Here is a 20,494-nt window from a genome sequence, read left to right on the forward strand (position 1 = left end):
GACGGCGCCCGTCAGCGCGCTCCCTTGCCCATCGCCCTCGCCGCGAGGGAGGCGAGCTTCGGATAGCGCCGAAGGCCCTGCGCGGCGTGATCGCGCCAGGCGAAGGGCAGACCGCGCCAGGACAGCGCGACGCTGACATCGGTCAGCGGCACCCTCTCGGCGCCGAGGCGCCGCTTGTAGTCCTGATTGCCGATGCTGAGGTCGAAACGGCGCAGGCCTTGCGCATGCAGCGCCGCCAGGGTGCGCTCGGTGACGAGCAGACCCGGCGAGCAGCTCGACCATTGATCGCCGCCATGGCTGATGCGCAGCAGGACATAGGTCGCGCCATGCTTGACGCCGAGCGCGGTGGCGACAATGCCTTCCTCGCACACCAGTGCCGAGACCATGGCATGACCTCCCGCGAGGCCCCGGCGGACGACCTCGCGATAGAATCGCGCATGAGTCTCGTCGTTGAGAACGAACCGCGAGCCGAGCTTTTGCATGCGTGCCTGCTGCTGGAGATCCATCACGTCCAACAGCTCGTGCGCACGCCCGACATCGGCGGCGATCTCGAACCGCGCACCGGCAAGACGGCTGAAGACCCGCCAGCAGCGCGGCATCTGCAGGCGCTTGATCGCGGCCTGATAGCCGCCATAGTCGTCGCCCATCAACACGAGATTGCCGTTGAGCGAGGAGGATCCGATCCGGCCGAGCGATACCAGCGGGTTCGGCTTGCCGCCGACCTCCGCCGGCATCTTCTTCAGGCGGAGCAGATCGAAACGGTCGGGCAGAGCGCGTAGCGCGCCGATCAGCGCCGTGTTGATCGCGTCCGTCGCGCCCGCATCCAACGCGGCATCGAGCGCCAGGATCGGTGCGTTGTTGTCGGAGACGCCGAGGTCCGCGAACTCGACGATGCGGATGCCGCGCCTGACATGGCTGATCATCGGCACGATTGCGATGTCCTTGCCGGTGGCAGCATTGGAGATCACGGCGATCAGTGGCGCGACGTCGTGAAACGACTCGTACCAGGCGCCGAGCCAGTCAGCATGCTGGAAGGCGGTGCGGTGCCCGGCGCTCAGGCGCGAGGCCGCGTGCCGCCAGTCACGCAGGAAATCGACCGCAATGGCCGACGCGGTGGACGCAAAATCGTCGGGCTGATCAACGCTGAGGAAGGTCATGCGCGGGGCTCGGTCTGCTCGATGCATTGGAACCTCGCCAGGAAGTGCAGGCCGGCCACCGCCAGCGCGAACATGAACCAGATCGGATTCTGTCGTTCGAGCAGGAAGGTCTCGGTGGCACCGTAGTACAGGCCGAACAGCCACACGGTCAGGAACAGCTTGGCCAGTGCGCCACTGCGGCTGTGAGCCTGCGCCGTCTGGAAATTGCGGAGCGGGGCGAGCACGAAGATGAGGATCACCAGCAGCAGCCCCGGCAGACCGATCGTGACCGCGAGATCGAGGTAGCTATTGTGGCTGTGCGCCGCCGATGTCGCCCATTCGGCTCCTTCCGCGGTGGCCCGCGCACTCACGTCGTCCCAGAACGCAGAATAGCCGTGGCCGATGATCGGCTTCTCCGCGACCGCCGCGAGCGCGAAGTCCCAGATCGCGGAGCGTCCGGTGAAGGTGGGATCGAGCGGAAGCAGCCGTGTCATCGCCGCCAGCACCGGACTGACGACACTGCCGACGGTCAACAGGTTCATCGCAACCAGCGGCACGAAGCAGATGAGCCGCTTCAGCCACAGGCTTGGCGTGACATAGACCAGCGAAGCGAGCACGTAGATCGCAAGGCACAGCACCGAGGACGTCTTGCCGCCGGTGAAGATCAGGAAGGTGCCGGCCAGCACGGCGATCACAGGCCCCATCACGAACGAGCCTACGGCGGACAGGTAGATGCCGACATAGACCAGGATGGTCATCACGGCGGAGGCGATGTTCTTGTGGCCAAAGCTGCCGCGCCAGTCGCCGGCAAGCTGCGGCTCGGTGACGTCGAGCGCCGTGTGGACCGCATATTGCGGCGCGAGGAAGACGCCGAGATAGCACAGCGCGAGCAGCACGAGCGCGGCGCCGCCCAGGCAAAGGTTGAAGCTGCGCCGCGTCGGCGGCAGCAATGGCAACACGATGGCGAGCGACGTCACGCTGACCGTGAGCACGAATCGCTGCATCGAAACGCCGCGGCTTTCCGAGAACACGATGTTGATCACAAGCCAGACCAGCAGGCAGAGATGCAGCGGCGTCACCAGGCTCTTCAGCGCGAGCGCATCGGTGGCAGCGACACACAGTATAGCGACCGCAGCCAGCAGACCCCAGGCGATATAGGTCAGCGCCATTCGTCCGCCGACGATCATGGTGACGTCGGGATTGCGCAGGTCCGGGAACGGATCGAGTGTCACCAGCACCAGCAGCAGCGCCCCGACCGCGACGAGGCAGCGCGCCACCTGCACGGCATCGAGCCCTGCGAGGCGATCACGCAGGATATGGCCGAACGATCGGGCCCCGACGTCGGTCATGTTGGCGGCACTGCGGTCCATGGCTCAAGACATTCGGTAACGCCAGTGAAGCTTGGGGTCGCGGCTCAACCCTTCCGAGGCTTCGTCAACGGGTCTTGCGGAGGTCTGCGACATCGCGGGCTGCCGCATGATGCTCCGCGCGATCTCGTAATATTGCAGCGCCCGTTGCTCCAGCGTGAGATTGTCCAGGATGTAGCCGCGCGGATCGAACGCGCCCGCGGTGCACCCGGCCCAGAAATTGTCCCAGCCCGTCTCGAAGCCGGCGATGTCGGTGAACTTGACCCCGCAGCGTTCGTCCCAGTACGGCACCGACGACACCGGCGCGAACTGCACGCGATGCGGATAATAGTCGGGGTCGCGCCATGGCCCGCCCGGATCCCAGGCAAACACCGGCACGCCGCAGGACAAGGCCTGCTGATAGGCGATGCCCTGGCTCTCGCTTTGGCACAGGAAGATCATCGCGCGCGAACGCGCGAGCGCCGCCTGAAAATCGGCTTCCTTGTAGCTGCCGTAGCGCAGCTCCGTGAACGAGCGGCCTTCCTTGACGAGCCGGGCGCGCACGGGCTCGATCATCTCCGACGCGTAGCGCTCGCGGTCCCAGTGGACCTTGTCGTAGATCAAGACATCGACGGTCTTTTGCGCTCGAGCCGACGGCGCCCAGAGATTCGTGTCGATGCCGACAGGCCAGGCCTCGGTCTCGGGCCAATATGGCCGGTACATATCGACGTACCAGGGACCGGGCACCACGACCTTCTTCACCGGCAGACGCTTGAATAGATCAGGGTCGTCGAGCGGATGATTGTGGACGGCAGCGCCGAGCAGGATCGGGCTCTTCCATAGGAACTTGTCGAGCAGGAACGTGCGCCCGACGATACAGGCAAGCTCGTCGGGATGTTCCGCGATGTAGCCGTAATCGTTGACGCGATAGCGGATGCCGAGCCGGTCGAGCCCCGCACAGAGATTGAGGAACACGCGCAGCTGGCCGCTCATGCGCGGCTCGCCGAGCAACAACCGCCGAACGATGCGACGCAGATGCCGGTCGCCCGGAAACCAGCGGTCATCCTTGTCCTCGTAAAAGAGGTTCAGGATCATCGTGTCGGGGGCGTGTTCGAACGTGTTTGCGGGCACGGGATTCCATCCGCGGCAGTCCGATGCGCATTCTCGCACGAGGCAGTCCGCCGCACTCTTCCAAATTTGCCACAGGCATAATGCCAGCGGCTTAACGTTATTCTACGAAACCGGCGGCACACGGCCCTTCTCGGCAACGGTTCGAGCGGAATGCGAGTATCATGCGCGCACGCCGGACTTGCAGATCGCCAGCATTACCAGCGCGGCACATGGGGTCCTGGTTAACGGATCATTAAAGGCGAGCCGTAGCTTGATCACCGCTGAAGAGGTTCTCGAACTGCCAGCCGCCTCCCGCGCGGCAGCGCCGGCGCGCTTGCCGCTTCAGGTCGGCTCGACCACACCGGTATCGGTCGTCATTCCGGCCAAGAACGTTGCGGCCTATGTCGGCGAAACGCTTGCCAGCGCTCTGGCGCAGCGCGAGGTGACCGAGGTGATCGTCGTGGACGACGGCTCGGACGACGAAACCGTTGCGATCGTCCGCGGCATGCGTGACCCGCGGCTGCACTTGTTCCACAACGATTCCGCGGGCGTATCGGCCGCACGCAATCTCGGCGCAAGACAGGCAAGCGGCGAGTGGTTGCTCTTCCTCGATGCCGACGACCGCCTGCGCCCAGGCGCGGTGGCGGCGCTGCTCGCTGCTGCGCGTGGCGCGCCGCGCGCCGTCCTCGTCTATGGCGATTACAACACGATCGACAGCGAAGGCCGCCAGATCGGCGGGCGCGGCCTCTTGAAGGGGCGCCGGAAGCCGTCCGGAGACGTGCTGACGCGGCTCGCCGCCGGCAATTTCATCGTCAATGGCGGCATCGCGCTCGCACGCGCGGAAGCTTTCCGCGCCATCGGCGGCTTCGATACGTCCCTCAAATATTGCGAGGACTGGCATTGCTGGTGCCGCCTCGCTGCGATCGGGGAGTTCGCGTTCGCGCCAGAGCTGTTGCTCGATTATCGTCTTCACACCACCAACACCATGAACGCCGCGATCCGGACGCCGAAGGACTTCTTCCCGGCCATCGCGCGGGTGTTCGATGACGGATTGATCCTGGCGAGATTGCCCGAGCACATGACAGCCGGGCTGCGCCTTGCCGCCGAGATTCATCTCGTCACCTACTCGGCGATGCAAGCGGTCCGCTTCGGCAGGTATCGCCAGGCGTTCGCTTATCTCGCGATGATCGGCCGGCAGTCGCTCAAATCGCTGCCACGCTCGGCAATCCGGGTCGCCCTCGCCCGTTTCGGTATCTAATCCTCGCCGCGTCAGGACGCGATCTTCGAGGCCTCGTAAGGCTTCGGCTCGAGGCCGAGGGCCGCCAGGGCGGCGCCAAACGCAACCATCACGGGATGCATCGCGACGACGGCTTTCGACGACGGCAACAAGGCGGCGGCGCGAAGCAGCGACAGCGGCAAGCGGCCCAGCATCTGCGCAAACACCCGCGCCCGCGCTGCTGCGCTCGGGGCGGCTTTGTACTGCACACGATAATTGATCGCGCCGATGCGCAAGCCGCGCTTTGCGATCCAGCCGAGGCTGGTGCGGCTACGCGGCACGGTCTCGGTGATGACTGCCTCCGCCGTCCAGTGGAACAGCATGCCGGCGTCACGGCACCGCACGAAGAAATCACAATCGCCGCCGCCAAGAAAATTGAAGCGCAGGTCGAACGCGGGACGGTCGAATCGCTCGAATGCGGCACGCGTGATCAGGCAATTGCCGCAGCCGTAGATCAGCGGCACCGCACCGCTGTAGTCGTAGGCGGGACAGAAGGCGGGATGACGCGAAAGCCAGGGCTTGCTGTCGTCGTCGAAGACCGGCAGCACCGGCCCGCCGACCACTTCGGCGCCGGTCGCCTCCGCGGTGCGGACCATCAGCTCGAGCCAGTCGCTTGATGCGATCTCGTCGTCGTCGATCATCAGGAAACGGGTGGCGGCGGGAAACAGCTGCTGCGCCGTCTCGAAGGCAGCATTGATCGCCTGGCAGTTCCCCTGCCGCTTCTCGATGAGGCAGACGCCCTGGAGTCTTCCAGCGGCCAGAAACTCCGCGGCAACCGGCGCGCTTTCGCGCCGCACCGCATCGTTCTCGACCATGACGACGGCAAAGGAACGCGGGGTGCGCTGGTTCGCGAGCGACTCTAGCGTCAGGCGCAGGTGTTGCGGACGACGGAAGCATGGAACGCAGACGACGATGCCGACCGACAGGTCGATGACGCGAGAGCTCGCCACGATCTCCCGGTTGGGATCGCGCACGGCATCCGCGATCCGGGCCGCAGACAGGTCTGTCGGGATCAATGTCATGAGATCTAGATGTCCGAGATGTATTGAAGAATCCCTGCTTCGATCGCGCGTCCCACGACGGCACATCGCCGCGGGACAGATGCGTTTCAAAATGAACGGCTGCCGCGCGGCACATAGCCACCAAGTTCGCCGCGCGTCGTGCTGCAATTGGCGGTCCATGCGCCGACAACGCTCCAACATGAACAATACCGTAGTTAATGCGCGTGCGCATTAACCGGGCCGTAAGCACTGCGACCGGTGAGACGGTGCGGCATCGGATTTGCTCTTCGGGCAGGCGCATTTTTTCCTGTAAATTTGAATAGAACAAGCGCGGTCAGAATCCATGAACAAGCCAGCCCCGATCGATTTCGCGACAGCCACGGCGATCCAATTCCCCGCGGCTGCACCATATGCCGAGGCGCTCCATGATCTCGTTCCGGGCGAAGCTCGCGACAGCCTGCTCGCCGTCCACGACGTGCTGTGCCGCGAGCTGCCGCAGGGCCGCCTCGCGATCTATGAGGCGGGCGGCGGCTCGTGCAGCGTTCTGCCACCGGAATTGCTGAGCCGCAGCAAGGTCACCGTGGTCGACATCGACGAGGACCAGGTCCGCAACAACACCTACGCCGACGAGGCGATCCTCGGCGACGTCCAGACCTACAGCTTCGCCCGCGAGACCTTCGATCTCGTGATCTGCTACAACGTGATCGAGCACTTGCCCCATGTCGACGCCGCGCTCTTGAACTTCCGCGATGCGCTGAGGCGCGGCGGGATGATCCTGATCGGCGCACCGAATCCGCGCTCGCTCTCCGGGTTCGTCACCAAATATTCGCCGCACTGGTTTCACGTCTGGTTCTACCGGCACATCCGCGGCATCAAGGACGCCGGCCTGCCGGGCGAGCCGCCGTTCCCGACGTTCTTCCATCCCTTGGTGACGTTGCCGCGGCTGGAAGCATTCGCGGCCGCCAACGGCCTTGAGATGATCTATCGTCGTGAGGTCGAGAGTCCGCGCTATCCCGAGATGCGCCGGCGCAAGCCGCTGTTTGCGGCCCTGGTCGACGCCGGGGCCGCGGTGCTCAACGCCGTGCTGCCGCGCGGCACCGACGTCCGCCGCGGCGACTATCACGTCATCCTTCGGAGGATCTGACGGCGATGGCACGTGCGCGGCCCACCAACGGACGAACGACGGCTCGCAGCCATGCTGCGCGCGGTAACGAACCGTTAATTCCTGGAAGCGGCGGGTATCGCGGGCGTCATAGGGACGCGCCGAGGGATGGCATGCGCTTAAACGCTTTGTTTGCCATTTCGGTGAATAGTCCCTCAATGAGTATGGTTAATTTTCCCTGTTGCGTTGATTGGGCACCTATATCCCGGGTGCGTGGCGTAAAGCGAAGAGTAACCCCTCAGCCCGCGGCACTTGGAATGAAAGCTGGGGATCATGCTTGATTATAGCCAGCCGATCGATCGAGCCAGACCGGAGGCCGCGCAACGGAAGCCTCAGGCCGGCTTCAACGTGCTGGAGCTCGCCAATCTGCTCTGGCGGCGGAAGGTCGCGATCGCCGCGGCCGCCCTGCTCGGTGCGGCGCTTGCCGTCACGATCGGCAAGAGCGTGACACCCCGCTACACCGCCACCGCTCAGCTCTATGTCGACCCGCGCGAGCTTCAGCTCGTCGACCGCGAGCTCACGCCCCGGGCCCAGGACGTCACCGGCATGGCCATGGTGGTGGAGAGTCAGGCGCGCCTGATCACCTCCAACAGCGTGCTGCTCCAGGTGATCCAGCAGGCCGGCCTCGACAAGGATCCGGAATTCGGAGGCGGTGAGGCTGGGAGCCTGATGTCGTCGCTGCTCGGCCTGATCGGCCTGCAACCGCGCGCGCCCTCCGCTGCGGAGAAGAGGGAAGTGGAGCTCGCGGCGCTCGATGCGTTGAACAAGCACATCGCGATCCGCAAAACCGAGAAGAGCTTCATCGTCGACATCGAGGTCTGGTCGACGGATCCCGCCAAGGCGGCGATGCTCGCCAACACGCTGACCAATGCCTATCTCGCCGAGTCCCGCAAGTCGCAGGCTTCGGCGGCACGGCGCGCCACCAACGATCTCTCCAGCCGTCTGAAGGAGCTGCGCGACCGGCTGCGTAACGCCGAGACCGCGCTGGCGACCTACAAAGCCCAGAACAATTTCGTCGGCACCCAGGATGCGCTGATCAGCGATCAGCAGCTCTCCGCCAGCAACCAGCGGCTTTCCGCGGCCCGCGCGGCGACGATGGACGCGCAGGCGCGGCTCGACCAGATCGAGGCGAGCCGCCGCACCGCTGCCGATGCCGGCGCGATTCCGGAGGCGCTGCAATCGCCGACCATTGCGAATTTGCGCGCGCAATATGCCGACGCCCGGAAGAAATATGCGGAGCAGGCCGGTGAGCTCGGCCCGCGCCATCCGGCGCTGCGCCAGACCGAGAAGCAGGTCGAGGACCTCAAGCGCACCATCAACGAGGAGATCGACCGCTTCGCCCAGTCCGCCAAGAACGATCTGACGCGCGCCCGCGACTTCGAGGCCTCGCTCAACCGCGCGCTGGAAGCGCAGAAGCGGCAGAGCGTTCAGCTCAGCCAGGCCGCCGTGCGCCTGCGCGAGCTCGAGCGCGAGGCCGACGCAAGCCGTGACGTCTATCAATCCTTTCTCAAGCGCTCCCGCGAGACCGAGGAGCAGGAGAGCCTGAACACCTCGGCCGCCCGCGTCATCGGCGAGGCGACTGTGCCGCAGCGGCGCTCGTTCCCGCCGGCCATGAGCCTGTTCGCCATGATCGGCTTCATCTTCGGGGCGATCGCAGCATCGAGCTGGTTCGTCGTTGCAGATTTGCTTTTCGCCGGTGCAGCCGCGCCCGCGACGCCGACACCCGCCCGGCGTGAGCGCTCGTCGGCGCCGCAGGCGTCCCGAGCACCGGAGCTCCCGCGCGCTGCGGAGGTTGCTCAGCCGCGCCAGGCCCCGCGCGCTCCTGAAGCTGCGCCGTCGATGCCGGAGCTCGCCGCGCCCCCGCTGCAGCCTTCGATGGTCGAGCAGCCAATGATCGAGAAGCCGCTGATCGCACGCTTCCAGGAGGCCGACGTCATCCATACGCTCGGCGCCATACTTCCCACCGGCGGCGGCGTCGATCTCACGCGGCTGGGTTGGCCGACGCTGCGCCCCGGCTTTCCCATGACGAGCTTGCTCAACGCCTGGCGCGACATGCGCGCCGCGGTAACGCGGCGCGCCGGCGGCAAGGCGATGCCGGTCGTCGCGCTCGTCGGCACCGGCAAGACCAGCGGCCGCAGCGTGGCCGCGCTGAACTTCGCGCTGGCGGCCGCACGCGACGGCGCCCGCGTGCTGATGATCGATGCCGACCATCAGGCGCGCTCGCTCACGAACAGGGTCATCCGTCCCGGTAAGAGCGAGCCGAGCAGGCTCGGCTGGCTCTCGATCGGCAGCAAGGACGCGCGCGAGATCAAGACGGTCAACGGCATCTCGGTGCTGCCGGCCGCCGAAGGCGACGCCGGCAAAGCCGCCGATGCCATCCACAAGGCGATTGTGCAGGCCCGTTCCGTGGGCGGCTATGATCTCGTGATCCTCGACGGCCCGGCCATTCCGCTCGCGGCCGGCGGCCGCAAGCTGCTTGAGGACATCGACTCCCTGGTGGCCGTGCTGCCGACCAGCCTCGACGTCAACGATAGCCTGGAAGAGATCCTAGCCGCGCTCGGCCCGGCCGAGCGCAAGCTCGTCGGCGTCGTGCTCGACGAGCTCACCCCTGCAATGCAAACGCGCCAGCGAGGCAGACAATATGCTTGAGCGCCGCGTCAACCTCGACGGACGGGCAGCAACTGCCGAGGTGCCCAGAATCACCGTCGGCGGACTTCGCATGGCCGCGATCGACCTGGAAGAGACCGCCGATTTCATGATCGAGGCGACGAATCCCGACCATCGTATCGGCCGTCCGCTGTTCCTGACCTCGGCCAATGGCGAGGTGCTGGCGCGCTGCTCGACCGAGCCGCAGACCGAGCAGCTGTTCCGTGCCGCCGATTTGATCAACGCCGACGGACAGCCGCTGGTCGCCGCTTCAAAGCTGCAATCCTGGTTCCCGCTGCCGGAGCGCGTCGCAACCACGGACCTGTTCCACGTCGTCGCGCGCAAGGCCGAAGCCGCCGGCCGCACCTTCTACATGTTCGGCGCAAGCGAGGCCGAGAACGCCGCGGCGGTCGCGAACGTCCAGAAAATGTATCCACATCTCAAGATCGTCGGGCACAGCCACGGCTATCTGCGCGGCGAGGCGCTGCGTGCCAAGGTCGAGGAGATCAACGCCCTGGCACCGGACTATCTGTGGGTCGCGCTCGGTGTGCCCAACGAACAGGCATTCGTGAAGGAATTCACGCCGCATCTGACCAATGTTGGCGTCATCAAGACATCCGGCGGATTGTTCAACTTCTTGTCAGGCAGTCGTTCCCGCGCGCCGCAATGGATGCAGAAGATCGGGCTCGAATGGGCCTGGCGCACCTTGCTCGAGCCGCGCCGTCTGCTCTGGCGTTATTTGACCACCAACCCCCGCGCGCTCTATCTTCTCTTCAGCCGCAACCGGCCCCTCCGTTAAGAGAAGAGCAGAATACGACATGACCGACCGACCGACCGTCCTCGTCACCGGGGGCGCTGGCTATATTGGCTCGCATGCCTGCCGTGCATTGTCCGCCGCCGGCTATCAGCCCGTCGTTTATGACAATCTCTCGACAGGTCATCGCAGCTTCGTATCGGGCCCGCTGGTGACGGGCGATCTGCTCGACGGCACGGCGCTGGCGCGCGCCTTCGCCGACCACAAGATCACGGCGGTGATGCATTTCGCGGCGGCGAGCCTCGTCGGGGAATCCATGACCGACCCGCAGAAATATTACATCAACAACGTTCAGGGCACGCTGTCGCTGCTGCAGGCGATGCGCAACGCGGGCTGCCATCGCATCGTGTTCTCCTCGACCGGCGCCGTCTACGGTAACGCCGATTCCAAGGCGCTGCCGGAAGACTTTCCTTGCGCGCCGATCAATCCTTACGGCGCGTCGAAATTGATGATCGAGCGCATGCTCGCCGATTACCGCACGGCCTATGGCTTCGGCGCGTTCTGCCTGCGCTATTTCAACGCCAGCGGCGCCGATCCGGCCGGCGGCATCGGCGAGCTGCGCGACAACGAAACCCACCTCATTCCCCGCGCGATGATGGCGCTTCAGGGCCATGTCGAGTTCGCGGTGTTCGGCGACGATTACGACACGCCCGACGGCACCGCGATCCGCGACTACATCCATGTCACGGACCTTGCGGCGGCGCATGTGGCGGCCTTGAGGCTCTTGGAGCAAGGCCATGCCGGCGGCAGCTTCAATCTCGGCACCGGCTCCGGCTTTTCCGTGCGCGAGATCCTCGACGCCATCAGGCAGGAGACCGGGCGCGAGGTGCCGCACACGATCAAGCCGCGCCGCGCCGGCGATCCCACCTTTCTGGTCGCCGATCCCTCTGCTGCAAGAAAGGTGCTGAACTTCGTTCCGCGTCACTCCGACCTACCGACGATCGTCCGCACGGCCTGGGCCTGGCATCAGAAGGCGCATCCGTTCAGGCCGCGTTAGGCAATCGCGGCTCCGATCGCTTGCTTGCCGTGCCCTGCAGCGGCTAGAATGACTTGTCGCGGCTGCGTCGGCACATTGCCGGCAGCCGCACGTTCCGCATTGCCGACGACGACGTCGGCCTTTCATGGTTCGGCTCGCTTGCACGAGCCGATTTTTCCGAACGACGTGACGATCAAATCAGCGTGTCGACCCGTCGTCGGACGCGATTCCGGGAGCATCGACCACATGCATCAGGCTGCCCGCCTGGAATTCGAGCGCGTGATGGAGGAGTTCGTCCGCTGGCATGTGGTGCCGGAGAACGAGCGTTCGCCCGCGCCCGCCTGGTGGTGGGGGCCCGCGATGGCCGTGGTCGACGACCAGGAGCCGATGAGCGCAACAAGCTGCTGCGCGTTGAACGTGAGCGAAGGGACGAGCTTCGCCGAGGGCGCGCGCGCCATTCTCGCGCTGTTCACCGAGCAGACGTCACTGACCGGTCCCCAGGACTTTCCGAGCAAGGCCGAGGGGGAAGAGCACGAGGTGCGCGAGCTGCACCCGCAGCCGTCAGACGACAGCGCGTTTCAGCCCTGAGCCTGCGTCTTCGTCGGCCACTTCCGGCTGGAGCGGCGGCGCGACGGGCAGCGCCATGGGCCGCAGCAGCTCGCCCATCTGCCGCCCCGGCAGCGGCTTGGAGATCAGGAAGCCCTGCATCTCGTCGCAGCCATGGGCGCGCAGAAAGGCCTCCTGCTCGGCGTTCTCGACGCCTTCGGCGACGACGGTCATGCCGAGGGCCTTGCCCATGCTGATGATCGCCTGCGCGATGGCCTGATCCTCCGAATCCTGCGGCAGGTCGCGCACGAAGGAGCGGTCGATCTTGATCGTGTCGATCGGGAAGTGCTTCATCAGCGACATCGACGAATAGCCGGTGCCGAAATCGTCGATGGCGAGACGGATGCCGCGGCTCTGGATGGAGTCGAGCACCTTCAGCGCGCGGCCGACATTGCGCATCATCATGCTCTCGGTGACCTCGAGCTGGAGCAGCACGGGCGACATGCCGGAGGCCGCCAGCGCCTCGTCGACGTCCTGCAACAGATGCTCGTCGGCAAACTGCCGCGGCGACAGGTTGACCGCCATCGACAGCGGCAGCAGGCCGCGGCGCTGCCAGGCCATGGCCTGCGCGCAGGCCTCTTTCAGCACCCAGCGGCCGATCGGCACGATCAGCCCGGTTTCCTCCGCAAGCGGAATGAACTGTGCCGGCGAGACGCTGCCGAGATCGGGATGCGTCCAGCGCAGCAGCGCCTCGACGCCCGTGATCTGACCCGTCGCCATGTCCACCTTGGGCTGGTAGTTGAGCGAGAACTGCTCGCGCTCCAGCGCGCGGCGCAGCGCGCTCTCCAGCGACAGCCGCTCGATCGACTGCGTCTTCACCTCGTTGGAGAAGAAGCGATAGCCGTTCTTGCCGTCCTCCTTGGCGAGATACATCGCCATGTCGGCGTTCTTGGTCAGCGTCTGGGCGTCGGAGCCGTTGGCCGGATACATCGCGATGCCGATCGAGGCGGTGGAATGGCACTCGTGGCCGGCCAGCTGCATGGGCTCGGCGAGCGCGGCGAGCAGCCCGGTGGCGATGCGCTGGACGTCCTCGATCTCGCCGCACTGGTCGAGGATCACCACGAACTCGTCGCCGCCGAGCCGCGCGACCACGTCGCTCGCCCGCAGGGCGCCGCGCAGACGGTTCGCCACCTCGAGCAGGAGCAGGTCGCCCGCCTCGTGACCCAGCGAATCGTTGATGACCTTGAAGCGGTCGAGGTCGATGAACAGCACCGCAAAGCGGTGATCGTGGCGTTGCGCCGCATCGATCGCCTCGCGCAGCAGGGCGTTGAAGGTCTCGCGGTTCGGCAGATCGGTCAGGCTGTCATGCGAGGCGAGGTATTCGATGCGCTCGTCGGCCTTGTTCTTCTCGTCGGCGCGATCGAAATTCTCCATCGCGAAGGAGACGTTGTCGGCGAGGCGCTGCAGCAGGTCGACGAATTCGGGCGTGAAGGTCGCCGGTTCGGTGGACATGTAGATCATGACGCCGACCGCGTGGTCATGCGCGATCAGCGGAAACGCGGCCCCCGACCGCGCGCCGTCGCCGCGCACGATGGCGTGGAAGGCGCTCACGCGGTCGTCGTTGAGATAGTCGTTGCTGATGCAGGGCTGGCGCGTGCGGAACGCCGTGCCGCTCATCCCACGTCCTTCGGGCCGCTCCGGATCGACGGAGAGCCGCACATTACGGGTGGTGTCGGCGGACGGGCCCGCGCTCGCTACGATTTCCAGCCGATCACTGCCGGCCCTTGCCAGCGCGATCGTGGTCGAGGTGAACTTGGCGCCGTTCGACGCCGCAAGGCAGACGAGGTCGAACAGCTCGGCCCGCGACTTCGCGCGCATGATCGCCTCGTTGGTCGCGCTCAGGGCCGCGAACATGCGCGTCAGGCGCTCCTTCTGCGCTTCGGTGCGGGCCTTCTCCTCGGCGCGCTCGAAATTGTCGAGTGCGAAGGAGACGTTCTCCGCGAGCCGCCCGAGCAGCTCGACCAGATCGGGCGTGAACGTATTCTCTTCCGGTGCGAGGAAGAGCAGAATGCCGACCGGTTCCCGTCCCGCTCTCAGAAGCGGGAAGCTCGCCGCAGCCCGCGTTCCATCCTCGATGGCCTGCGCGCGCCAATATGCGGAGCGCGGCTCGTTCAGATAATCGTTCATCACACTGGGCCGGCACGTCCGCAGCGAGGTGCCGATGATGCCCTGGCCCTCGGGATGGTCGGCGGAAATGATGCAGGTACGCCCGCTCATGCGCTCCTGCAAGCGTCCCTTGACGGCAACGACGCGGACGAGTTCGCGTGCTTCGTCGATGATGCCGATCGTCGCCGAGGCGAACACGTCGCCGAGCACGGCCGCCTGGCAGGCCGCGTCGAACAACTCCTCGCGCGTCTTGGCGCGCATGATGGCTTCGTTGGTTGCGCTCAGCGCCTCGAACATTCCGCTCAGACGATTGCGCTGCTTGTCCGCCCGCGCCTTCTCATCGGCACGGTCGAAGCTTTCGAGCGCGAAGGCGACGTTGGCCTGAAGCTTGCGCAGCAGCTCGACGAGCTCCGGCGTGAAGGTGCCGCGCTCCGGGGAGTTGAACAGAAAGACGCCCTCGACCCGGTCGCCGTTGAACAGCGGCAAGGCCGCGGAGGATGCGATGCCGGTGCGGCGGGCGCTGGCCTGCCAGGGCGCAATGCGGTCGTCGGCGAGCACGTCGTTGCTGACGGCGGGCTGGCGCGTGCGAAACGCGGTGCCGGTCAAGCCGCGCCCTTCGGGCACCTGGTCGGAGGTGGAGAACGTGAAGTTGCGAACCTGATCCGCATTCGGGCCGTAGCAGGCGACGACGCGCAGCAGCCCGGTCCGATCGTCGACCAGCGCGACGGTGGCTGAGGTGAACTTTGCTCCCGTTGCGGTCGCCTCGCAGACGAGGTCGAACAGCTCAGCCCGCGACCGTGCCCGCAGGATCGCCTCGTTGGTGGCGCTGAGCGCTGCATACATGCGCGCCAGGCACTCTTCTTCGGCGGAGATCCGGGCTTTCTCGGCCTCGCGGCCGAAATTCTCGATCGCGAAGGAGACGTTCTCGGCCATGCGCAGCAGCAGCGCGACGATCTCCTCGTCTTTGGCCCAGGACCGGCTGATGAAGAATAGCAGCACGCCGACGCTCTCGCCGTGCCTGATCAACGGCGCGACCACGCAGGCGGCGACGCCGGTGTTGACGTTGGCCTGCTCCCACGGCGTGCCCCTGGTGCGGCTGGCGAGATCGTCCTCGACGATGGCTTTCTGCGTCCGGAACACCTCGCCCGAGATACCCTTGCCGTAAGGATTGTCCGGATCGACCGAATAGCGTGCCTGGGTGACGAGATCGAGGTTCTGCCCGGTGGCGGCGACAGGCTTCATCCAGTGCGAGTCCGGCTCGCGAAGTAGCACGATGGTCGCCAGCGACTTGCCGCTGTGGACCGAAGCGTCGCACACGAGCTGGTATAGCTCCCGCTCGGTCTTGGCGCGCAGGATAGCTTCGTTGGTGGCGCTGATGGCGCCGAACATGCGGTTGAGGCGCCGCGTCGCCCGCTCGCTGGTCTGCCGCGCGGTCTCACGGGCGAAATTGTCCAACGCGTAGGAAATGTTCGCCGACATGCGCTCGAACAGTGACACCATCTGCTCGTTCAGCGAGTTGGCCTCGCTCCGCGTCACATACAATACGCCGACGCTCTTGCCATTGCAGAGCAGCGGCAGCGCCGCGGCCGCACCGATATGCGCCTTGGCGGCGCCTTCGCGCCACGCCAGCGAGCGCGGATCGTTCAGATAGTCGTTGCTGACGCACAGCTTCTGATCGCGAAACGCCTCGCCGCCGACGCCGGCTCCTTCTGGCGTGCCGGCTTCCGTCGTGATCACGATCGAGCGGAGCCGCGCAACGTCATCGCCACAACCGGCCGCGTAGCGCAGCCTTCGGCCGTCCGGCTCGACCAGGAAAACGGCAACGGCCAGAAAATCCCCGCTCGAAAACCCGGCGTCGCAGACCTTCTGGTACAGCTCCTCCGGCGATCTCGCGTACAGGATCGCTTCATTGATGGCGCTCAACGCCGCAAAGGTGCGCGCGAGTGTCGTCGGCACGATCTCAGCTCCCGGGCATTTCTGCCTATTTATCCCGGGGCCTTTATGCGCGGCGATCGCCTAAGTGGTCGTTATTGCGCGGCGCAAACCGTCGATCAAAGTGAACGAGCTGCGAACGAGCGCGACAAAACTGACCGGAATACCGCTGCGACGCCGAACCGCCGACGAATGGCATGTTCCGTCTACCAGTTTGCAGCCTGTGTTGGTTTACGGGAGGTTGATATCGCGGTGCCGTAGCACCTCCTTCAAAACGGCAGCGCCACGCTGGTCTTGATCTCCTTCAGCACCACGTTGCTGCGGACGTAACGGATGCCGGGGATGCGGAACATGAACTCGTCGAGGAAGCGGTTGTAGGCCGCCATGTCCTGCACGACGACGCGCAAATGATAATCGGCGTCCCCGGTGGTCGCAAAACACTCCAGCACCTCGCGGCGCTTCGTGACCCTCGCCACGAATTCATCGACGAACTTCGCATCGTGCCGCTCCAGCGAGACGTGGAGGATGGCGGACATCGCAAAGCCTGCCCGTTCGCGCTCGACCAGCGCCGCATAGCCCTGGATGACGCCGCTCTCCTCCAGCGCCCGCACCCGCCGCCAGCAGGCCGAGGTGGACATGCCGACCCCGTCGGCGAGTTGCTGGTTGGTGGCGCGGCCATCTCGCTGGAGATGGGCGAGAATGCGGGTATCCTGCTCTTCGATCATGGGAGGCTCCAGTTCGAGCAGATCTACCAGATTGGGCGCCTGCATGCAAAATTGTACCGAATTTCCGTAACAGAAGGGATAAATAGGTAAGACCTACCAGCGGCCCGGGCATAACTTTCCATCACTGGGCAGGATGCCGCGCGAGGTCTGCCATGGACGCCATTCCGTCACTCGACACCTACGAGCTCTCCGATCGTTATGAACGCGAGGAGGGCCGCGTCTTCCTCACGGGCACGCAGGCCATCGTCCGCATCGCACTCGACCAGGCGCGACGAGACCGTGCGGCCGGGCTCAACACCGCCGGCTTCATCTCCGGCTATCGCGGCTCGCCGCTCGGTGGCATCGATCTCGAGCTCTGGCGCATCCAGCAGCGGCTCAAGCAGGACCGCATCGAATTCCTTCCCGCCGTGAACGAGGACCTCGCGGCGACAGCTGTACTCGGCTCGCAACAGGTCGAGACGCAAGGCGACCGCGAGGTCGATGGCGTGTTCGGGCTCTGGTACGGCAAGGGCCCGGGCGTCGATCGGTCCGGCGATGCGCTCAAGCACGGCAACGCCTATGGCTCCTCGCCGCATGGCGGCGTGCTGGTGGTCGCCGGCGACGACCATGGCTGCGTCTCCTCCTCGATGCCGCACCAGTCCGACGTCGCCTTCATGAGCTGGTTCATGCCGACGTTGCACCCCTCGGACGTCGGCGAATATCTGGCGTTCGGCGAATATGGCTACGCGCTGAGCCGCTTCTCCGGCATGTGGGTCGGCTTCAAGGCGATCTCCGAGATCGTGGAATCAGGCGCATCCGTCGCGCTGCGCCCGCCGCGCCTCTTCCGCACGCCAGACTTCACGCCGCCGCCCGGCGGCCTGCACTATCGCTGGCCCGATTTGCCGGGCCCGCAGATCGAGGAACGGCTGGAAGCCAAGAAGCACGCCGTCTACGCCTTTGCCAAGGCCAATCCGATCGACCGCCACATCTACGATATCCCCAACGCCACCTACGGCATCGTCACCACCGGCAAGGCGCATCTCGACCTGATGGAAGCGCTGCGGCTGATGGGCCTCGATGAAGCGGCCTGTCGCCGCATCGGCATCGACGTCTACAAGGTCGGCATGGTCTGGCCGCTGGCGCTGCACGACGCGATGGAGTTCGTGAGAGGCAAGCGCGAGATCCTGGTGGTCGAGGAGAAGCGCGGCATCATCGAGAGCCAGTTCAAGGAGTATTTTTACGACTATCCCGGCAGCAAGCCCGAGCGCATGGTCGGCAAGCACGACGAAACCGGCGTACGGCTGATCTCCTGGATCGGCGAATTGTCGCCTCGCGCGCTCGCGAACGTGCTCGCGCGCCGGCTCGATCCGATGTTTCCGGGTCTCAATCTCGCCGCGCGCGCGGCCGCCTTGATGCCGGAAGCCGCGCGAACGATCAATGTCAGCGGCGCGACGCGCACGCCATATTTCTGCTCGGGATGTCCGCACAACACCTCGACCAAAGTGCCGGAAGGATCGAAGGCGCTCGCCGGCATCGGCTGTCACTTCATGGCGAGCTGGATGGACCGCGAGACCTCCTCGCTGATCCAGATGGGCGGCGAGGGCGTGAACTGGGCTGCTTCATCGCGATTTACCGGCCGCAAGCACGTGTTCCAGAATCTCGGCGAAGGCACCTATTATCACTCCGGCTCGATGGCGATCCGGCAGGCGATCGCGGCCAAGGCCAACATCACCTATAAGGTCCTGTTCAACGACGCGGTCGCCATGACCGGCGGCCAGCCGGTCGACGGGCCCGTCAGCGTCCATGCCATCGCCCACAGCGTCCGCGCCGAGGGTGTCGAGCGCATCGCCCTGGTGTCGGACGATCCCGCGCAATTCAGGCCGGCCGACCTGCCATCCGGCGTGACCATCCATCCGCGTGAGGAGATGGATGCCGTGCAGCGCGAGCTGCGCGAGGTTCCCGGCGTCTCGGTGCTGATCTACCAGCAGACCTGCGCCACCGAGAAGCGGCGCCGGCGCAAGCGCGGGCAGATGGCCGATCCCAAGCGCTTCGCCTACATCAACGACCTCGTCTGCGAAGGCTGCGGCGACTGCTCGGTCGAATCCAACTGCCTCAGCGTCGAGCCGAAGGAGACGCCGTTCGGCCGCAAGCGGCAGATCAATCTGTCGGCCTGCAACAAGGATTTTTCCTGCCTCAACGGCTTCTGCCCGAGCTTTGTCACGGTCGAAGGCGCGACGCGGCGGAAGAAGAGCGCGAGCCATATCGACGCGGCCGACCGCGCCGCCACACTACCCCTGCCCGCGCCCGCAACGCTCGAGCGGCCCTACGATCTCTTGGTGACCGGCGTCGGCGGCACCGGCGTGATCACCGTCGGCGCGCTGATCGGCATGGCCGCGCATCTGGAACGCCGCGGCGTTTCGGTGCTCGACTTCACGGGCTTTGCGCAGAAATTCGGGCCTGTGCTGAGCTACATTCGCCTGGCCGCGAGCCCTGAGGCGCTGCACCAGGTCCGCATCGACCAGGGCGCGGCCGATGCGCTGATCGGCTGCGACCTCGTCGTCAGCTCCTCGCCCAAAGCCTCAGGCACATATCGCCGCGGCACCCGTGCCGCCGTCAACACCGCGGAAATGCCGACCGGCGACGTGGTCCGCTTCCGCGACGCCGATCTCGCTGCGCCAAGCCGCCTGCGCGCAATCGGTCAGGTCATCGGCGAGCACAATCTCGACACGTTCAATGCCAATGCGCTGGCCGAACGCCTGCTCGGCGATGCCGTCTACGCCAACATCATCATGCTCGGCTTTGCCTGGCAGCGCGGTCTCGTCCCTGTTTCGCTGCAGGCGCTGCTCCGCGCGATCGAGCTCAACGGCGTCGCGGTCGAGCGCAACAAGCAGGCCTTTGCCTGGGGCCGGATCGCCGCTGCCGATCCGGATTTTCTGCCGACCTCGGACAAGGCACCTGAAGCCGAGACGCTCGACCAGATCATTGCCCGGCGCGCCGAGTTCCTTACGGCCTATCAGAACGACGCCTACGCGGCGCGCTACCGGGCGATCGTGGGAAAGGTCCGCAATGCCGAGGCCAAGCTGAACAGTGAGGCGCTGACCGAGGCCGTCGCTCGCGGCCTGTTCAAGCTGATGGCCTACAAGGACGAGTACGAGGTGGCGCGGCTGCACATGCGAAGCGGCTTTCTCGACGAGCTGAAGCGCGAATTCGAGAATGGCTTCAGCGTTCAGTACCACCTCGCCCCGCCGTTCCTGAAGTCGCGGCGCGATGCACGGGGACGTCCGCGCAAACGCGCCTTCGGCCAGTGGATTCAGGTGCCTCTGGCCATGCTCGCGCGCTTGAAAGCACTGCGCGGAACGCCTTTCGATCCGTTCGGCTACACCGCGGAACGGCGCGCGGAGCGTGAATTGATCGCCTGGTATGAAGGCCTGATCGAGCGGATGCTGGGCGAGCTCGATGCGGCGCATCTGCCAAATCTCGTGGCGATCGCCAAAGGCCCGATGGATATCCGCGGCTATGGCCCGGTGAAGGACATCGCGATTTTGAAGGTGAAGGCCGACGTCGAGCGGCTGCTCGCCGAACTGGACACGCCATCGCCGGCAAGGATGCACGCCACCGGTTGACGCGGCGCCGCGGACGCTTCAGCCTGTGCTCCTTAAGGGACGCTCTGATGGCCTCC

The 20,494-nt window shown here is 65.7% G+C and carries 13 protein-coding genes; 7 read left to right on the forward strand and 6 right to left on the reverse strand.

Annotated elements, in window-relative coordinates; translation table 11 throughout:
- Nucleotides 1-11 precede the first annotated feature (11 nt).
- Genes I6F16_RS15380 through I6F16_RS15390 form a run of 3 tightly spaced genes read right to left on the reverse strand, consistent with a single transcriptional unit; the run spans nucleotide 12 to nucleotide 3,613 of the window.
- A complete protein-coding gene (locus tag I6F16_RS15380; RefSeq protein ID WP_225111574.1) occupies nucleotides 12-1,157 on the reverse strand; it encodes a GNAT family N-acetyltransferase in 1,146 nt (381 codons plus the stop codon).
- Entirely contained in the window at nucleotides 1,154-2,506 is a 1,353-nt protein-coding gene (locus I6F16_RS15385; protein ID WP_225111573.1) for an O-antigen ligase, read from the reverse strand. Before I6F16_RS15385 ends, I6F16_RS15380 begins: the two co-directional genes overlap by 4 nt.
- 3 nt (nucleotides 2,507-2,509) lie before the next feature.
- On the reverse strand, nucleotides 2,510-3,613 hold the full coding sequence (locus tag I6F16_RS15390) for a glycosyltransferase family 1 protein (RefSeq protein ID WP_225111572.1): 1,104 nt from the start codon (nucleotides 3,611-3,613) through the stop codon (nucleotides 2,510-2,512).
- Between the two features lie 250 nt (nucleotides 3,614-3,863).
- On the opposite strand from I6F16_RS15390, the gene I6F16_RS15395 reads away from it, so the two are divergent.
- A complete protein-coding gene (locus I6F16_RS15395) occupies nucleotides 3,864-4,850 on the forward strand; it encodes a glycosyltransferase (protein ID WP_225111571.1) in 987 nt (328 codons plus the stop codon).
- Nucleotides 4,851-4,861: 11 nt separating this feature from the next.
- On the opposite strand, the gene I6F16_RS15400 is transcribed toward I6F16_RS15395, so the two are convergent.
- Nucleotides 4,862-5,890 carry a glycosyltransferase gene (locus I6F16_RS15400; protein ID WP_225111570.1) on the reverse strand — a complete coding sequence of 343 codons (1,029 nt, stop codon included), beginning with the start codon at nucleotides 5,888-5,890 and terminating at the stop codon, nucleotides 4,862-4,864.
- A 322-nt stretch (nucleotides 5,891-6,212) separates the two neighbouring features.
- Between I6F16_RS15400 and I6F16_RS15405 the strand changes: the two genes are divergently transcribed.
- The 5 genes from I6F16_RS15405 (at nucleotide 6,213) to I6F16_RS15425 (ending at nucleotide 12,055) form a co-directional block, all read left to right on the forward strand.
- Nucleotides 6,213-7,013, forward strand: coding sequence for a class I SAM-dependent methyltransferase (locus I6F16_RS15405; protein ID WP_109142329.1), 801 nt, complete (start codon nucleotides 6,213-6,215; stop codon nucleotides 7,011-7,013).
- A 291-nt stretch (nucleotides 7,014-7,304) separates the two neighbouring features.
- Nucleotides 7,305-9,680, forward strand: a complete 2,376-nt coding sequence (locus I6F16_RS15410; RefSeq protein WP_225111569.1) for a GumC family protein — start codon at nucleotides 7,305-7,307, stop codon at nucleotides 9,678-9,680.
- Nucleotides 9,673-10,476, forward strand: a complete 804-nt coding sequence (locus I6F16_RS15415) for a WecB/TagA/CpsF family glycosyltransferase (RefSeq protein ID WP_035997366.1) — start codon at nucleotides 9,673-9,675, stop codon at nucleotides 10,474-10,476. Before I6F16_RS15410 ends, I6F16_RS15415 begins: the two co-directional genes overlap by 8 nt.
- A gap of 19 nt (nucleotides 10,477-10,495) precedes the next feature.
- Complete coding sequence (gene galE, locus I6F16_RS15420) at nucleotides 10,496-11,488, forward strand: UDP-glucose 4-epimerase GalE (protein ID WP_225111568.1); 993 nt, start codon at nucleotides 10,496-10,498, stop codon at nucleotides 11,486-11,488.
- Between the two features lie 225 nt (nucleotides 11,489-11,713).
- Entirely contained in the window at nucleotides 11,714-12,055 is a 342-nt protein-coding gene (locus I6F16_RS15425; protein ID WP_035997356.1) for a hypothetical protein, read from the forward strand.
- Here the strand turns inward: I6F16_RS15425 and I6F16_RS15430 are convergent.
- Entirely contained in the window at nucleotides 12,029-16,135 is a 4,107-nt protein-coding gene (locus tag I6F16_RS15430) for a GAF domain-containing protein (RefSeq protein WP_225173837.1), read from the reverse strand. The two genes, I6F16_RS15425 and I6F16_RS15430, sit on opposite strands and share 27 nt — an antisense overlap.
- A 245-nt stretch (nucleotides 16,136-16,380) precedes the next feature.
- Nucleotides 16,381-16,836: an Lrp/AsnC family transcriptional regulator gene (locus I6F16_RS15435; protein WP_225111566.1), complete on the reverse strand. Its 456-nt coding sequence runs from the start codon at nucleotides 16,834-16,836 to the stop codon at nucleotides 16,381-16,383.
- A 152-nt stretch (nucleotides 16,837-16,988) separates the two neighbouring features.
- Between I6F16_RS15435 and I6F16_RS15440 the strand changes: the two genes are divergently transcribed.
- A complete protein-coding gene (locus tag I6F16_RS15440; RefSeq protein WP_225111565.1) occupies nucleotides 16,989-20,438 on the forward strand; it encodes an indolepyruvate ferredoxin oxidoreductase family protein in 3,450 nt (1,149 codons plus the stop codon).
- Nucleotides 20,439-20,494 lie beyond the last annotated feature (56 nt).

It is taken from the genome of Bradyrhizobium sp. IC4060 (genome assembly GCF_020193715.1).
Lineage (GTDB): Bacteria > Pseudomonadota > Alphaproteobacteria > Rhizobiales > Xanthobacteraceae > Bradyrhizobium > Bradyrhizobium yuanmingense.

What these genes read in the sequence shown, in the direction of transcription:
- I6F16_RS15380 (WP_225111574.1), bottom strand. Translation starts at nt 1,157, where the DNA reads ATGACCTTCCTCAGCGTTGATCAGCCCGACGATTTTGCGTCCACCGCG.
- I6F16_RS15385 (WP_225111573.1), bottom strand. Translation starts at nt 2,506, where the DNA reads ATGGACCGCAGTGCCGCCAACATGACCGACGTCGGGGCCCGATCGTTC.
- I6F16_RS15400 (WP_225111570.1), bottom strand. Translation starts at nt 5,890, where the DNA reads ATGACATTGATCCCGACAGACCTGTCTGCGGCCCGGATCGCGGATGCC.
- I6F16_RS15405 (WP_109142329.1), top strand. Translation starts at nt 6,213, where the DNA reads ATGAACAAGCCAGCCCCGATCGATTTCGCGACAGCCACGGCGATCCAA.
- I6F16_RS15410 (WP_225111569.1), top strand. Translation starts at nt 7,305, where the DNA reads ATGCTTGATTATAGCCAGCCGATCGATCGAGCCAGACCGGAGGCCGCG.
- I6F16_RS15415 (WP_035997366.1), top strand. Translation starts at nt 9,673, where the DNA reads ATGCTTGAGCGCCGCGTCAACCTCGACGGACGGGCAGCAACTGCCGAG.
- galE (WP_225111568.1), top strand. Translation starts at nt 10,496, where the DNA reads ATGACCGACCGACCGACCGTCCTCGTCACCGGGGGCGCTGGCTATATT.
- I6F16_RS15425 (WP_035997356.1), top strand. Translation starts at nt 11,714, where the DNA reads ATGCATCAGGCTGCCCGCCTGGAATTCGAGCGCGTGATGGAGGAGTTC.
- I6F16_RS15435 (WP_225111566.1), bottom strand. Translation starts at nt 16,836, where the DNA reads ATGATCGAAGAGCAGGATACCCGCATTCTCGCCCATCTCCAGCGAGAT.
- I6F16_RS15440 (WP_225111565.1), top strand. Translation starts at nt 16,989, where the DNA reads ATGGACGCCATTCCGTCACTCGACACCTACGAGCTCTCCGATCGTTAT.